The organism is Leifsonia sp. GW821-FHT13C05, from assembly GCF_058806515.1.
This window is the reverse complement of the sequence record NZ_JBXAPT010000009.1, coordinates 25,756-40,514: the sequence shown is the minus strand read 5'-3', so window position 1 is coordinate 40,514 and position 14,759 is coordinate 25,756. Positions and strand designations below refer to the sequence as shown.

Here is a 14,759-nt window from a genome sequence, read left to right as displayed (position 1 = left end):
AACCATGACCGACAGCCACGACCACAGCATGGCACACGAGCACCACCATGGCACGACCGACGTACACGAACACCACGATGGGGCACCTGCCGGCGCCCAGAATCTCCTCGGCCCGACCGCTGCCGACCTGGCAGAATGCCCGGTCATGAAGGGCAGCATCGTCGTCAAGGCGGACGCAGAAGCCGCCGGTCTCTTCCGCGACTACGAGGGCAACAGGTACTACCTCTGTTGCGCCGGATGTGGACCCAAGTTCGACGCCGCCCCGGCCCAATACGCAACCGCTTGACCGACTCAAGACGGGTGACCCGCTCGGCCACCCGTGCCACCATCCAGAACCGATCTCGACAGAAACCTCCAACCGTTACAAGGTAGGAACCATGACCAACCACTCCGGACACGAGGACCACCGTGTCCCCACCGACACCATGCAGGCAGGGTCAACGGCTTCGGAAACGCCCGCGGGACACGACATGGCCGGCCCGGGCGAGCACGACAAGTCCGCGCACGCCGGTCACGAGATGCCCGGTCACGCCGGTCATGACATGTCCGGGCACGGTAGACACGGCGATCACGTCGGGCAGTTCCGCCGACTTTTCTGGATCATGCTGGTGATCGCCGTTCCGGTCGTCGTCTTCTCGTCGATGTTCGCGATGATCCTGGGTTATCACCTGCCCGATGCCGCCTGGGTCGCCTGGATCTCGCCGGTCCTCGGCACGATCATGTACGTCTGGGGCGGCAAGCCGTTCCTCACCGGCGCCGTCAGCGAACTCCGCTCCCGGAAACCAGGGATGATGCTCCTGATCGCTCTCGCGATCACGGTCGCATTCCTCGCATCCTGGGGGGCAAGCCTCGGCATCCTCGATCACCAGCTCGACTTCTGGTGGGAGCTTGCCCTTCTGATCGTGATCATGTTGCTCGGACACTGGATCGAGATGCGCTCCCTCGCCCAGACCACCTCCGCACTCGACTCCCTGGCCGCCCTCCTCCCGGACGAAGCCGAACGAGTCGAAGGCGACCAGACCATCTCGGTGCCGCCGTCCGAACTGCGGGTCGGCGACGTCGTCGTTGTTCGGCCTGGTGGTCGCGTGCCGGCTGACGGAAGGGTCGTCGACGGCTCGGCCAGCATGGACGAGTCCATGATCACCGGCGAATCCCGCACCGTCCGTCGCGGGTCAGACGACAAGGTTATCGCCGGAACGGTCGCAACCGACTCCGGCCTTCGCGTCGAGATCACCGCCGTCGGCGACGACACTGCCCTGGCCGGCATTCAACGACTCGTCACCGAAGCGCAGAACTCCTCCTCCCGCGCTCAAAGGATCGCCGATACCGCTGCCGGCTGGTTGTTCTGGTTCGCGCTGGGATCCGGTGTGATCACCGCAATCGTGTGGACCTTGATCGGGCTACCGGATGACGCTGTCGTCCGCACGATCACCGTCTTGGTGATCGCCTGCCCCCACGCCCTCGGCCTCGCGATTCCGCTCGTTGTGTCGATCGCGACCGAAAGAGCAGCCCGTGGCGGGGTTCTGATCAAAGACAGACTGGCGCTGGAAAGCATGCGCACCGTCAACACTGTCCTGTTCGACAAGACCGGCACCCTCACCAAGGGCGAACCGACCGTATCCGCCATCGAGGCGACCCCCAACCACGACGAGGACCGCGTGCTCGCCCTCGCCGCCGCCGCGGAAACCGACTCCGAGCACCCGCTTGCCCGCGCGATCGTCACCGCCGCGAAGGAACGGCAGCTCACGGTGCCGAAGGCGACCGGGTTCGATTCGTCGCCGGCAGTCGGCGTCACCGCGACAGTGGACGGCACCCGAGTCCAGGTCGGCGGCCCGCACCTCCTCGAACAGGAAAACGGCTACGAACTCGACATCGCCTATGACTGGCGCGAAGAAGGCGCGATCATCCTGCACGTGCTCGTCGACGGGCAGGTCATCGGCGCGCTCAAACTCGCCGACGAGGTGCGTGAGGAATCCCGGCAAGCCATCGAAGCTCTCCATGCTCAAGGCGTCCACGTCGTCATGATCACTGGCGACGCCGAAGCCGTCGCCAAGTCGGTCGCCACCGAACTCGGCATCGACCGCTACTTCGCCGGCGTGCGACCGGAAGACAAGTCGGCGAAGGTCAAGGAGTTGCAGGCCGAGGGCCGCAAGGTCGCCATGGTCGGCGACGGCGTTAACGACGCCCCCGCGCTCGCCCAGGCCGATGTCGGCATCGCCATCGGCGCCGGCACCGACGTGGCAATCGCCTCCGCCGGGGTCATCCTCGCCAGCGACGACCCACGCTCCGTCCTTTCGGTGATCCAGCTGTCCCGCGCCAGCTACCGAAAGATGAAGCAAAACCTCTGGTGGGCAGCCGGCTACAACCTGATCTCCGTCCCATTGGCAGCGGGTGTGCTGGCTCCCATAGGATTCGTGCTGCCGATGTCGGTCGGCGCAATCCTGATGTCACTCTCAACAATCGTCGTCGCCCTGAACGCGCAACTGTTGCGCCGACTTGACTTGCGCCCTGAGATCAGCACTCGTGCCATGCTCGATCCTGCAGGCCACACCTCGGTGCCAGAGCCAGCACGCCAGGCATAGTCGAGACTCAATAGAAAGTAGAACAAACGATGGACACCGCAACTGACTCGGCGCATGGCTACATCACCGACAAGGATAAGTACCTGAACCGGCTGAAGCGGATCGAAGGGCAGGCTCGCGGCGTTTACCGGATGGTCGATGAGGAGAAGTACTGCATCGACATCCTGACCCAGATCTCCGCGCTCACCTCAGCCTTACAATCGGTCGCACTCGGGCTCATGGACGATCACCTCAAACACTGCGTCACCGACGCGGTTAAACTTGGCGGCGGCGAGGCCGACGCCAAGATCAAAGAAGCCTCCGACGCTATCGCCAGGCTCGTTCGCTCCTAAATACCGCCGCAACAGCGGATTGCGATCGGTGCGAGGCGAGCCCGTGGTCGAGTCTGTGGCGGCCCTGCTCGTACCACTGCTCGCCATCGCCATGTCCACCTAAGAGCCGCCCGGGCGCAGCTGGTGGCGCACCAGCTATGGACAACGCAAACCCCCCAGTTCGTGCGGCACGAGAGGTGTTGAGTAACGTCCTCCCGAAGTTTGAAATGGGTCTGGCCGTCGCCCGCGTCTCGGCGGACCGATTGCCTCCGTCTGGCCGCCCCACCTTATTCAGTGAGGGAGCCGGGAGGTGTCATGAGTTGTTCGAAACCGTCATCTCCTGCGCGACCGAGGCAAGCGAACGAGAGCCGTTGCTAGCCATGCAACGAGTCCGGCGGCTGTACCTAGAAGCAGTCCGGCGAGGAGAAACTGCCCGAAGATCCACGGCTTTGATCCCGCCGGTTGGTAGAGCGTCCGGGCCTCTGTTAGGGATCCCGAGAGGTCATTTTCAACAGGCATCCACGCTTCGAGCGTCCCATAGGACGACGAGATCTCCGCGTAAACGAACCATCGACCAGAACTCGGCACCCTAATCGATCCCGCAAGGTCGGTAGCGTCATTCGTCCCAACGAAGCGCAAAGGTGCGGTGATGGTCACGCCGGCTCTGCGCGCAATCAGATGCGCCGGCTCCGACAGGGCCGGAGCCATCCGGATATCAGTGACCTGGACCTCGAGCCCACCGGTCCCATTCCCCAGAATCGACAACGTGACGGTTCCGAACGGGGCTCCCTGGCCCGGGTCGTGAGCTGATGCGGGCGACGGAGTAGTCAGCGCAAAGCCGATTGAGCAAACCAGGACGACAACAACTGCCATGGATATTCGACTCCGAAATCGTGCGGTGACGACCACCATGAGGGCGAGACCCGCAATGGCGATTGCTGCTGGAATCGTGTTCGAGATTGCGACGCTGCTGAAGCCCGTAGCAGCCAGCAGTGTCTGAAGAATCGCGACCGCCGCGGCCGCGACCGCCCATCGCAATCGTGGCAGCTGGGGAAGAACATCGACCGCGACCAAACCCAGCAGCGCAAGGGGAAGATCCGGCGGCAACCACCCCGCAGCAGTCAAACCCACAGTAAGCGCAGCGCGGAACGCGAGGAAAACGATCACGGCTGCGGTCAGTGCAAACCGGAATTCTGTTGTTCGGGTTATCACCCATGCGGCGGCCACCGCCGCGAACAACATAATCGGTAGATACACCAGTTCCGTGAACTGTGGAACATCGGTTTCGTATTCCATAACGACGATTTGCGACGCAGCTAGAAGCACCGCAGACACGCCGATGTGAAGTCGCGGCCACGGCCGATCCGCAATGCTCACCAGTATCGCGGCCAGCAGAACGGTTGTCGCAATCACCGATAGCAAGTGCGGGGGAGACCACAGGACGGCGTCACGGCCAAACGCGGTGTGCCAATACGCGTCCACCGGTGCGGCGGCGACAGTTGCGGCCGCACTTGCGGCCGCAAGCAGGAAGCCGGGCTCCCTGGCGAGGGCTCGAATCGACCCGCTCCGGCTGAGTAGCCGTATTCCCCAGAACCCCAACACAGTTCCGACGGACGCGAACGAGAGGTACAGCAACGAATGAGGCGGGATGAAGACACTGTCACGACCAAGAGTGGTGTGCCAGGAGTCATCCCAGTAGGCGGAACCTAGACCCGCGATGCTGGCAATTACGACGATCCACGCACTCCACTGGCCGATGCCGCGAACCCGGACCGAAGGACTCATATACGAATGCTACTACCCCCAGGGGGTATTCTTCTAGTCTTTGGGTTCCGATCGGCGTACCGTCACTTCCGTAGGGGGACTGCCAATCCATGAGGAGAAACCGATGTCCACCGTTCAGCAAATGCTCGAGAGCTACCCAGCCGATCTCAGCGGCGTCGACCAGGAGAAACTCGTCGCCTGCATCCAAGCGTGCGGCGAATGCGGGCAAGCGTGTACCGCCTGCGCCGATGCATGCCTCAGCGAAGAAATGGTCGCCGAACTCGTCAAATGCATCCGCACGGACCTCGACTGCGCTGACATCTGCGCCTCCACCGAAGCCGTGCTTTCCCGTCACACCGGCTATGACGCGAACGTCACCCGAGCGGCGCTCGAAGCCTGCCGTACCGTGTGCGGCGCGTGCGCGGACGAGTGCGAAAAGCACGCCGACATGCACGAGCACTGCCAAATTTGCGCCGAGGTGTGCCGGCGCTGCGAGCAGGCATGCGCCGACCTCATCAGCATTCTCTGAAGACCCGCTACGGGCTTCAGCGTCTTGGCGGCCGCCAGGTGAATGGCGGGCTCAAACCAGCCAAAACACATGCGCCCGTGAGCGTCCGCCCAACGAGCCCGTGACCGCGCGGGTACGCTCACGAGCGTTGATAACGAACTCATCACCGGACCGGAGATGACTTCACAACACGCCATGCACGCCATGCACGCCATGCACGCCATGCTGAGTGCAGTGAACCACTGCTAGCTGGCGGTGCCTTTGGCACCCTTCAGTGTATTCGTGGTCAGCAACAGCCTCCGACTGCGCAGCTTCAAAGGACACCGCACCCTCACACCTGCATTGCCACGGCAAGCTGACGCGGTCACCGCGACCGAGCCCATCGTTCGGTAGGAACATCGGCCGCTTCCTTGTCCTCATTAAGGGGGACATGATAAGAATGTGTGTCCGCACCCGAAGCGGACAGGGGGCTCAGCGCTGGTGACCCGAACACCGCGCATTTCCTTGACTCCCAGAGGGCCCGAGCGATGCTCGGGCCCTCTGTTTTCGTGGCAGCAATCTACTCCGGCCAGACTTAATGCAATAATTTGCGTATGGATGCAGATAACGCGATTTGCGGGCGCTTGCCTGACAGTCAATACGTCGAGTTAGCCGTCGAAGTGTTCGGAATGCTCGCTGACGCCACCCGGGTGCGAATCATCCTCGCCCTGCGCGACCAGGAACTCTCGGTCAACCATCTCGCCGACATTCTGGACAAAACCCCCGCATCCGTCTCCCAGCACCTGGCGAAGCTCCGCCTCGCCCGGATCGTCTCGACCCGCCAGGAAGGCACCCGAGTCTTCTACCAGCTCGCCAACGAGCACGCGCGCCAACTCGTCTCAGACGCCATCTTCCAAGCCGAACACGCCCTCGGCGGAAGCCCCCGCCACCACCACGCGCAACCCGAGAGCGACGAGGCGACCGCGTGACCACCCCGCACCCGACAAGCCAAGACCAAGACCACGACCACGACCATCAGCACGGGCACGACCAAGCCGACGACCACGACCACGGTCACGACCATCAGCACGAGCACGGGCACGGGCATAAGCATGAGCATGAGCATGAGCATGGACATGACCACCCGCACGGTGGCGTCCGCGGGTTCCTCTACGACATGTTCGTGCCGCACACGCACGACTCGGCCGACTCGATCGACGACGCGATGGAGGCCAGCACAGCCGGTGTTCGGGCCCTGAAGATCTCGATGTTCGTGCTGCTGGGCACAACCGTGTTGCAAGCCCTCGTGGTGGTCTTCACCGCCTCGGTCGCGTTGCTGGCCGACACGATCCACAACTTCGCCGATGCCCTGACAGCGGTGCCGTTGTGGATTGCCTTCGTCCTCGCGCGCCGCGTCGTTTCACGCCGCTACACCTACGGGTATGGGCGCGCCGAAGACCTCGCCGGCATGTTCATCGTCTTCGTCGTCGCGCTCTCCGCCGTCGTGGCGGGCTGGGAAGCGATCAGTCGGTTCTTCCACCCGGTCGACATCCGCAACGCGTGGCTGCTGATCCTGGCCGGCCTGATCGGCTTCGCCGGCAACGAAATCGTCGCGATCTACCGGATCCGGGTGGGACGCCGCATCGGCTCCGCCGCTCTGATGGCCGATGGCGTACACGCACGCTTGGACGGCTTCACCTCCCTGTCGGTGGTGCTCGGCGCGATCTTCGTCCTCTTCGGGCTGCCGATCGCGGACCCGATCATCGGCCTGCTCATTGCGGTGTCGATCCTGCTCCTGCTCTGGGGCACGGTGAAGCAGATCGGACGCCGCCTCATGGACGGCATAGACCCACACCTGCTCGACAAGGCCGAGCACGCACTGGAAAACGCCACCGGAGTCACCGGCGTGCGAACCATCCAACTGCGATGGATCGGCCACCGCCTCACCGGCGCCGCCACAATCGAGACCAAAGCCGTCACTCTGCACGAAGCAGGAGAGGTTGCCGAACGCGCCGAGCAGCACGTACGAAAAGAGCTGCGGAACCTCGACAGCTTCACCATCACTCCCGTCCAGGCCGACCACCAACACTGAGTACTCGCGGGCCCAGAGCAGCTGCCGGGAAACGCAGGAAACGAGGCCGCCCGGCACAACGTTCCTGCAAGACGCTCCGCATCAAATGTGCTGTCTGAGGGCTCAGTCGTCGTCGAAATCGACCGGCTTACCCCGTAGGGCTGAGATCGCTTTGACGATCAGCTGGATCGCGGCGATGGCGATCAGGACTGCCACCGCCAGCGCGAGCACGGGGTCGAGCCAGTAGAGGCCGTTCGCAGCCAGGATGACGACGCCGGCCACCGCGATCGCTGCCGCTGCGGCGGCATCCGCAAGGGCATCGATCAGGACAGAGCGCATGTGCAGATCCTCGCCCGCAGCCGAGCGACCGAGAACCAGCGCGCCAGCGAGCATCACGACGAGCGTGACCAAGCTGACGATCACCATCGGCAGGCCCTCAACCGGAGGTGAGCCTTCGCGCAGCCGAGAGATTGCCTCGATCGTCACGGCCACCGTCACGGCAAGCAGAAGCGTCGCGTTTACGAGCGCAGCGATCGCAATCGGCCGCTGCGCGTGCGGGTGGTCAGGGTCCCGATCGCGAAGAGCGATCGCGATGAGCCCAACAACAAGGGCAAAGCAGTCGGCAACCGTGTCGCCGGCGGCGGCGAGCACGCTCACTGAGTGAGCAAGGCACCCCGCGATGACCAAGCCGACGATCAGCGCGAGGTTGAGGCAGAGAACGATCAGGATCCGCCGACGCTGACTCCATCTCGGCGCCTTATCGGTCACCGGGGCGGGATCGATCGGAAGCGTCGGACACACCCCTCCTTGTTTCGCGCTTCCAGGAACGAATCACGCCGAACAATTTGGGGACAGTCTTCGTGGCGGAAAGACACTCCATATCGCCGGTCGACAGCGTCGTCCTGCCGTATAAAAACCTCATGCTTTTAAGCGCTGATAAGCGTGATTATGACAGTCTGAGTGTATGCCGTACGCGTGCTAAGAGCATTCACTTCGCCGCCGTAGTCGATTTGGCGTCTGCCCGTGGCGCGCTAGATGGCGGCTCCCCATGCTCGCGCTTTTCTCTCTTACCCTTAGCGTGCATCCTGCCGAATTTGGAGGACGCACTCCAGGCCATGACATGACGCGCATTTTCAGCGTAATTTTAAGGGTGGTTTTTCGCTCAGAATTTGACCTCACGGTGTCAATCCCACGTAAACTCAAGGTATGGCAACTTTGACGCCGCTGGGCCTGCACCGCAGCACGAACATGACTGACGAGCATGAGATCGTTCGGCAGCTGAATGATGCCCTGGGGGCGACGCTCGTGGCGGCGCTGGCTGGGGTGAAGAGTCGGCAGCAGCCGAACGAGTGGGCGCGGCCTGGCGGCGGCATGCCGCGGCCGGCGGCATGGAACCGGATTCAGTTCGCGCACCAGGTTTGGACGGCGTTGCGGGAAGAAGAAGGGCGAGACGTTGCGCGCCGGTGGTTCATCGGTGGGAATCCTTTGCTCGGTGAGAGCACGCCGATCATGGCGATCCGCGAGGACCGCCACGCCGAGGTTCGGCGGGCGGCGCAGGCGTTCATCGACGGCGACGTCGACGAATGACGGCGGCGGAACCGCGCATCTGTAGTGCCACGGGCTTGCGCCTGGTCCCCGTCGACCAGGCTGCCGGCTTCCACGTCGCCAAGTCGCGTTACGCGCAACCATCCGCACCCTGGCGGACGCCGGATGTGCACCGCCAGGAGTGGGGGCGCTTTGACACCCTCGGACGCACCTACTACGTGGCCGAAACCGCCGAGTGTGCGTACGCCGAAGTTCTCTCCCAGTACAAGCGCAAGGCCGGCGAGGTAGACCCGCTCGCGCCAATCGCGGCGGCCCTCGATCTGACAGTCGATCAGCTGCTCGCTCAAATCTCCGAGGACTGGGGCGAGGAGGACTATCGCGCCGTTGGCGCTATCCCTGCCCGTTGGCGATCAGAGCGGCGCATGTACCAGCTCGCGATCGAAGGCGATGGGTGGCTCGTAGACGTGGCGCACCCGGCCACGATCTCGGCCCTGGAATCCGCCCATGACGGCGTCGTGTCGCGGTTCCTGGCGAACCAGGGCATTCCGGCCTTGAACGTGTCAGTTCTCACCAGCGACAACCGCTACGTGACGACCATGCTCGCCGAGATCATGCGGGACGCTGAACTCGACGACGGCACCACCCCGCGGGGCGTCCATTTCGGCAGCAAGCACGGTGGCGCCTGGTGCCGAGCCATCTGGCTTCCCTACCAGGAAGAGATGCCCACCGGCCTCGCGGTTGTGAACACCGCACGCATCGACGAGGATGATCCCGCCTTAACAACCGTCGCCGGATGGCTCCACCTTCGTTCACACAATGGGTAGCGCCTTCGGTCGGAGCCGGGCTGCCCGGGATGGCAACCCAATCTCAGTCATCGCAACGCACGCGCCGACCGCTCGGACCACGTACGCGGCGTACGTGCGCCGTTGTAGGCAGTTCGACCGCGACTCAGCTCTTCGCTTATTGGCGCAGCAGAGCGCGCGCTGGGATGGCAAGCTTCATGACTCGCGCGGGCAGGTGCAATCCTTCCTGCCTTGGGATGTGGCAGGGGCCGCGGCAACCTTATTGCGCCACGGCCGGTCTCGAAGTCGAGTCGCGACCGTGATGGAACTCTCGCGGTTCGTCGGCGACTTCACGCTGCTAGATCATCCTGTTGACCACAAAGACGGCACCAACGGGATGATCGGGATGGTCTCGCGAGGTGTCTCGTCGCAGTGGTTGTTTCAGCGGTCACCGTTGAACACGCTCGGCCGCACAGTTGCACTCTTCGAGCAAACGCCGTACCCAGAAGACGCGCCGTGCCGGGTCCTTACCAAGGGCTGGCAGGAGCGTTTGCTTGGAGCATCGATCACGGAGTACTGCTCTGCCGCCTTCTTGATGCACTCGCTGGCGGTCCAAGGATTGCCGTATCCGTTCGGCTTGCCGACGCAGGACCTTCCGCTCTTCGCGGATAAAGACGACGAGGAGTCTTTTCACCGGATCGCACACCGGAGCTTCTTGGCCACCATCGAAGAGTTTCAACGCCCGATACCCCGGCTTGCCGAAGCCGCCGAGCAATGGCAGGTACCGGAGTTCGACCTCGAGCCCTGGGGATTCAACGCCCTGCAGGATCGTCCTTTCGTAGGGGGAATGAGCGATGGGCACTGGATCGCTCCGTGCGCGCCTATCGTGCTGCAGAAGGCATCCAGCCCTTCGATCGCGTATGCCGGCCTCGCAAAGTTCAAGAACGACTTCACGTACGAGCTGGGATACCTCTTCCAGGCCTACATCGGTCGACACCTGCGCCTGATCCGGGGGGCCGTCGTCCACCCCGAAATCCACTTCCGCCCCTCAAATCAATCGGTCGACTGGGTCCTGGTCACGCCGACTGCCACATTCCTGATCGAATGCAAGAGCGCCTTCCCGAGTGCTGACGTCCGAGAGGGACGCGCGACTCTCGTCGAGGCCCATCAGAAGGTGATCGGCAGGGGTATCGACCAGATCAACAGGACTGCAGCGCGTATCCGCGAAGCGCGACCAGAATTCGCAGACATTCCAGCCGATCGTCCCCTCATCGGGCTGGTTATAACGCTCGGCGACTATGACCTCGCCAACAACGAGCTTCTACGCTCACAATTGACAGCCGCGCAGGTTCCGACGGCAGGGATCTCGAGCGAATTTCTCGAACGCGCGGTAGGGCATCCCGCTCCCGTCTGGGATCACGTGGCGAAGATTGCCACCTCTTCAGTGAGCGCATCGAATGTCTTTGAGCCCCGGCACTTGCTCGACGCCTACCCGGCTACGCGTCGCAACGCGATCATCGATGCCGCGTACGAGCTACTTCCAATCGTGCAGAGTCTCGGCAGCCGCGGCTTGCCGTCCTAGACCACACTTTCAAGGGCGAGCACGTACAGCCGTCGGTGATCCTCCGGGATCGCTGCCCCGAGTGCAGCGCGGGCGCTGCGGTAGTCCGGATCCTCGCCCGCCTCACCAGTGACGCGCTCTGGCACCGGTCGCTTCGGCTACTAAATGCAATGACCCGCTGACTATCTACCCCTGGCCACGCGGAGCGGGAGGGGCCTTTTCCTCCGTCACGAAATCGACGCCCGACAGACTTGACTTTCGACGTCCCGAGTAGAAAATTTATGGCGACGGATAGAGATTATCTGCGACACACAGTCGGTTGGTGGCCGGGATACCGGCTCTCACCAGCCCAAAAAATCGGCTGGAGGAGAAATAAAACCTGCACCGATGGCGTCAGAAGTAGTACAACAAAGTTGAGTCGAGCTAACTCAAGTCAAGAAAGGAGATTCCTCGTGGCTATGTCGTTTGACCCTTTCAGCCAGCTGGACCGCCTTGCGGCAACCGTGCTTGACACGGCTCGCGCGCCGCGGCTGATGCCGGTGGACCTGTACCGGGTAGGTGACCGTTACGTTCTCACCGCGGACCTTCCGGGAGTAGACCCCGACTCGGTCGATGTTGATGTGGATGGCCAGGTTCTGACGATCCGAGCAGAGCGGAACGCCTCAAGCGTTGAGGGTGCCAAGTGGCTCACCCAGGAGCGCCCCTATGGCTCGTATGTTCGCCAGTTCAGCCTCGGCGACGGCGTCGACCTCGATCAGATCAGCGCGAACTATGAGAACGGTGTTCTGAGCATCGGCATCCCGGTGAACGAGAAGACCAAGCCGCGCAAGATCCAGATCACTGGCAAGCCGGAAAGGAAGAAGCGCCTCCTCGGGGCGTGACCAAGCCGGTGTGGGGAGGGCGGGGGTCCTTCCCCACACCGCCCGGACCGCGGCGGGCTATGCGACCATCGTCGCCCCGCCACGGGCCCGGAATCTCGTTGCCGTTCACACGGCGAAGCTCAAAGAAAGGGGACTTCTGTGACTTCAGCAAACCCGATTAACGCCGTCATCCACGACTTTGCGCTGGACGCACGAAACCTGACCCGGTCTGCGATCAACGGCATTCGCGCTGCGATCGGGGTCAGTGGTCTGCTCGCCCTCGTCCTGGGCATCGTGCTGCTCGTGCAGCCGATCAAGACCCTCGCAGCACTGGCGGTGATCTTGGGCATCTACTTCGTCATCGCCGGCGCGATCCGGCTTGGAATGGGTGTATTCAGTAAGGGGATCAGCGCCGGGATCCGGGCGTTGAACGTGATTCTCGGTGTCCTCTTGGTCGTGGCTGGCATCGTGATCTTCAGAAATTCGGTTGCCGCCGCAGCGACGTTGGTCATTTTCGCGGTGGCCTTCATCGCGGTCGGATGGATCATCGAGGGCGTGATCGCGATCACCGAGTCGGTGCGGACGACCACACCCGCATGGCCGGTCGCCTACGGCATCCTCAGCATCCTCGCCGGCATCATCATGCTCTTCCTTCCCGCGTCTTCGGCCGTCGTACTGGTCGTCTTCGCCGGTATCGCGCTCATCGTCCTTGGTGCTTTCGGCATCGTGCGCGCATTCACATTCGGCCGGAACGAACTGAACGAGCAAACCGAATAATCCGTGAACGAGCAAACCAAGTAATCCGGGGTCGCCCGACAGGGCGGACCGGAACAGGCACCATCGCTTTCACCAGCGAAATCCCTTCCCGTATGAAAGGAGACTCTGATGGCAAAGGCAGTAGGTATCGATCTGGGCACCACGAACTCCGTGATCGCCGTCTGGGAAGCCGGCGAGGAGAAGGTGATCCCGAACGTCGAGGGCGCACGGACCACTCCGTCGGTCGTGGCCTTCACAGAGGATGGGGAACGTCTGGTCGGGCAGCTTGCACGGCGCCAGGCGATCCTGAACCCGAAGGGCACGATCTCCTCCGCCAAGCGTTTCATCGGACGCACATTCGACGAGATTGAGGAGGAGGCGAAGGCGGTCGGCTTCGATGTCGTCGCCGGCCCGAATGGAGAGGCCCGTTTCAATATTCGCGGAAAGCTCTACGCGCCTGAGGAGATCAGCGCGCTCGTTCTCCGCAAGCTCGTCGACGACGCCAGTAAGTTCCTCGGTGAGAAGGTAACCGAGGCGGTTATCACCGTCCCCGCGTACTTCAACGATGCTCAGCGCACCGCGACCAAGGATGCCGGACGAATCGCCGGCCTTGAAGTGCTCCGAATCATCAACGAGCCCACCGCCGCGGCTCTGGCCTACGGCATGGACAAGAAGGAGCACGAGACCGTTCTCGTTTTCGACCTCGGCGGCGGAACGTTCGATGTGAGCCTCCTGGACGTGGGCGACGGCGTGGTGGAGGTGCGCTCGACCGCAGGCGACACCCACCTCGGTGGCGACGATTTCGACCGTCGTGTAGTGGATCACCTCGCCGATGAGTTCCAGAAGGAGAACGGTATCGACCTGCGCAAGGATCCGCAGGCGCTGCAGCGCCTGTTCGAAGCCGCGGAGAAGGCCAAGGTCGAGTTGAGTTCGGTGAGCCAGACCCAGGTGAGCCTGCCGTTTGTCACCGCGGATGCCTCGGGCCCCAAGCACCTGACCACCACGCTTAAGCGGTCCGTGTTCGACAACTTGACCAATGACCTCGTCGAGCGCTGCCTGGGCCCGGTCCGGCAGGCGATGGCCGACGCGAAGGTCACCGAGAACGACATCGACGAGGTCATCCTCGTCGGCGGGTCCACGCGCATCCCTGCCGTGCAGGCTCTGGTTAAGCGCCTCACTGGCGGCAAGGAGCCGAACATGACGGTGAACCCGGATGAGGTCGTCGCCGTTGGCGCGGCCATCCAGGCCGGCGTGCTCAAGGGCGACGTCGACGATGTTCTGCTGTTGGACGTCACCCCGCTGTCGCTGGGTGTGGAGACCCGCGGTGGTGTCATGACGAAGATCATCGAGCGCAACACGACCATCCCCGCACGACGCAGCGAAGTGTTCTCCACCGCCGAGGACAACCAGCCCTCGGTCGAGATCGTGGTTCTGCAGGGCGAACGTGAGCGGGCAGGCGACAACCGTGTCCTCGGGCGTTTCCAGCTCACCGGGATCCGCCCCGCACCTCGCGGTGAAGCGCAGGTCGAGGTGACGTTCGATATCGATGCCAACGGCATTCTCCACGTCACCGCCCGTGATAAGGACACCGGGACCGAGCAGGGCATCACCATCAGCGACACGTCGAACCTTGATCAGAGCGAGATCGACCGCATGGTCAAGGAGGCGGAGCAGCACCGCTCGGAAGACCAGGCCCTGCGCCAGGCGATCGAGGCCCGCAACGAACTGGATTCCGCTGCGTACCAGCTCGAGCGCACGCTCACGGAACTCGGTGATGGCGCACCGCAGCACGAGCGCGCTCGCGCCGAACTGCTGATCGGGCAGGCTCGTGAAGCCGTCCAGAAGGAAGCCTCCGAGCAGGAAGCTAAGGACCTCACAAGCGAGCTGCGGCAGATGGCAGCCTCCCTGGCAGCCGCGCGCGCAACCCAGGGTGAGTCCACCTCGTCCACGGATTCTGCCGACGACACCGATGATGTCGTGGATGCCGAGTTCGACCGGTAGGCAGCTCACGCTGGCCAGACAGACATTGAGGAGAACGAC

Annotated in this window: 14 protein-coding genes; 12 read left to right on the top strand and 2 right to left on the bottom strand. The window is 63.2% G+C overall.

From position 1 onward, the window contains the following. Nucleotides 1-4 precede the first annotated feature (4 nt). From AC1ROC_RS19180 to AC1ROC_RS19170, 3 genes are all read left to right on the top strand, one after another. Nucleotides 5-286, top strand: coding sequence for a YHS domain-containing protein (locus AC1ROC_RS19180; RefSeq protein WP_085370089.1), 282 nt, complete (start codon nt 5-7; stop codon nt 284-286). Nucleotides 287-377: 91 nt separating this feature from the next. Then, nucleotides 378-2,582 (top strand): heavy metal translocating P-type ATPase, encoded by a 2,205-nt coding sequence (locus AC1ROC_RS19175; protein WP_085370090.1) that lies wholly within the window; start codon nt 378-380, stop codon nt 2,580-2,582. A gap of 29 nt (nt 2,583-2,611) precedes the next feature. Then, the gene (locus tag AC1ROC_RS19170; protein WP_085370091.1) at nt 2,612-2,914 is read left to right on the top strand and encodes a metal-sensitive transcriptional regulator; all 303 of its coding nucleotides are present in this window, start codon (nt 2,612-2,614) and stop codon (nt 2,912-2,914) included. A gap of 312 nt (nt 2,915-3,226) precedes the next feature. Here the strand turns inward: AC1ROC_RS19170 and AC1ROC_RS19165 are convergent, their stop codons facing one another. Further along, on the bottom strand, nt 3,227-4,678 hold the full coding sequence (locus AC1ROC_RS19165; RefSeq protein ID WP_085370092.1) for a hypothetical protein: 1,452 nt from the start codon (nt 4,676-4,678) through the stop codon (nt 3,227-3,229). Between the two features lie 103 nt (nt 4,679-4,781). Here AC1ROC_RS19165 and AC1ROC_RS19160 point away from each other — a divergent pair, with 103 nt between their 5' ends. From AC1ROC_RS19160 to AC1ROC_RS19150, 3 genes are all read left to right on the top strand, one after another. After that, the gene (locus AC1ROC_RS19160; RefSeq protein ID WP_085370093.1) at nt 4,782-5,186 is read left to right on the top strand and encodes a four-helix bundle copper-binding protein; all 405 of its coding nucleotides are present in this window, start codon (nt 4,782-4,784) and stop codon (nt 5,184-5,186) included. A gap of 572 nt (nt 5,187-5,758) precedes the next feature. Further along, nucleotides 5,759-6,133, top strand: coding sequence for an ArsR/SmtB family transcription factor (locus AC1ROC_RS19155; RefSeq protein ID WP_085370094.1), 375 nt, complete (start codon nt 5,759-5,761; stop codon nt 6,131-6,133). A gap of 188 nt (nt 6,134-6,321) precedes the next feature. Further along, the gene (locus tag AC1ROC_RS19150) at nt 6,322-7,236 is read left to right on the top strand and encodes a cation diffusion facilitator family transporter (RefSeq protein ID WP_183080112.1); all 915 of its coding nucleotides are present in this window, start codon (nt 6,322-6,324) and stop codon (nt 7,234-7,236) included. A gap of 102 nt (nt 7,237-7,338) precedes the next feature. Here AC1ROC_RS19150 and AC1ROC_RS19145 read toward each other — a convergent pair whose 3' ends face one another. Further along, nucleotides 7,339-7,983 carry a cation diffusion facilitator family transporter gene (locus tag AC1ROC_RS19145; protein ID WP_183080111.1) on the bottom strand — a complete coding sequence of 215 codons (645 nt, stop codon included), beginning with the start codon at nt 7,981-7,983 and terminating at the stop codon, nt 7,339-7,341. Nucleotides 7,984-8,421: 438 nt separating this feature from the next. Here AC1ROC_RS19145 and AC1ROC_RS19140 point away from each other — a divergent pair, with 438 nt between their 5' ends. From AC1ROC_RS19140 to dnaK, 6 genes are all read left to right on the top strand, one after another. Further along, the gene (locus AC1ROC_RS19140) at nt 8,422-8,802 is read left to right on the top strand and encodes a hypothetical protein (protein WP_085370095.1); all 381 of its coding nucleotides are present in this window, start codon (nt 8,422-8,424) and stop codon (nt 8,800-8,802) included. After that, nucleotides 8,799-9,584: a hypothetical protein gene (locus AC1ROC_RS19135; protein WP_147440236.1), complete on the top strand. Its 786-nt coding sequence runs from the start codon at nt 8,799-8,801 to the stop codon at nt 9,582-9,584. The genes AC1ROC_RS19140 and AC1ROC_RS19135 overlap by 4 nt, the downstream gene beginning before the upstream one ends. Nucleotides 9,585-9,861: 277 nt before the next feature. Continuing rightward, the gene (locus tag AC1ROC_RS19130; protein ID WP_121264519.1) at nt 9,862-11,124 is read left to right on the top strand and encodes a hypothetical protein; all 1,263 of its coding nucleotides are present in this window, start codon (nt 9,862-9,864) and stop codon (nt 11,122-11,124) included. Nucleotides 11,125-11,555: 431 nt separating this feature from the next. After that, entirely contained in the window at nt 11,556-11,984 is a 429-nt protein-coding gene (locus tag AC1ROC_RS19125) for an Hsp20/alpha crystallin family protein (RefSeq protein WP_121264516.1), read from the top strand. 138 nt (nt 11,985-12,122) lie between these two features. Continuing rightward, nucleotides 12,123-12,740 carry an HdeD family acid-resistance protein gene (locus AC1ROC_RS19120; protein WP_121264513.1) on the top strand — a complete coding sequence of 206 codons (618 nt, stop codon included), beginning with the start codon at nt 12,123-12,125 and terminating at the stop codon, nt 12,738-12,740. Nucleotides 12,741-12,848: 108 nt separating this feature from the next. Then, entirely contained in the window at nt 12,849-14,720 is a 1,872-nt protein-coding gene (gene dnaK / locus AC1ROC_RS19115) for a molecular chaperone DnaK (RefSeq protein ID WP_493001890.1), read from the top strand. Nucleotides 14,721-14,759 lie beyond the last annotated feature (39 nt).

Coding starts and splice junctions, on each gene's coding strand:
- AC1ROC_RS19180 (WP_085370089.1), top strand. CDS start 5: ATGACCGACAGCCACGACCACAGCATGGCACACGAGCACCACCATGGC.
- AC1ROC_RS19175 (WP_085370090.1), top strand. CDS start 378: ATGACCAACCACTCCGGACACGAGGACCACCGTGTCCCCACCGACACC.
- AC1ROC_RS19170 (WP_085370091.1), top strand. CDS start 2,612: ATGGACACCGCAACTGACTCGGCGCATGGCTACATCACCGACAAGGAT.
- AC1ROC_RS19165 (WP_085370092.1), bottom strand. CDS start 4,678: ATGAGTCCTTCGGTCCGGGTTCGCGGCATCGGCCAGTGGAGTGCGTGG.
- AC1ROC_RS19160 (WP_085370093.1), top strand. CDS start 4,782: ATGTCCACCGTTCAGCAAATGCTCGAGAGCTACCCAGCCGATCTCAGC.
- AC1ROC_RS19155 (WP_085370094.1), top strand. CDS start 5,759: ATGGATGCAGATAACGCGATTTGCGGGCGCTTGCCTGACAGTCAATAC.
- AC1ROC_RS19150 (WP_183080112.1), top strand. CDS start 6,322: ATGTTCGTGCCGCACACGCACGACTCGGCCGACTCGATCGACGACGCG.
- AC1ROC_RS19140 (WP_085370095.1), top strand. CDS start 8,422: ATGGCAACTTTGACGCCGCTGGGCCTGCACCGCAGCACGAACATGACT.
- AC1ROC_RS19135 (WP_147440236.1), top strand. CDS start 8,799: ATGACGGCGGCGGAACCGCGCATCTGTAGTGCCACGGGCTTGCGCCTG.
- dnaK (WP_493001890.1), top strand. CDS start 12,849: ATGGCAAAGGCAGTAGGTATCGATCTGGGCACCACGAACTCCGTGATC.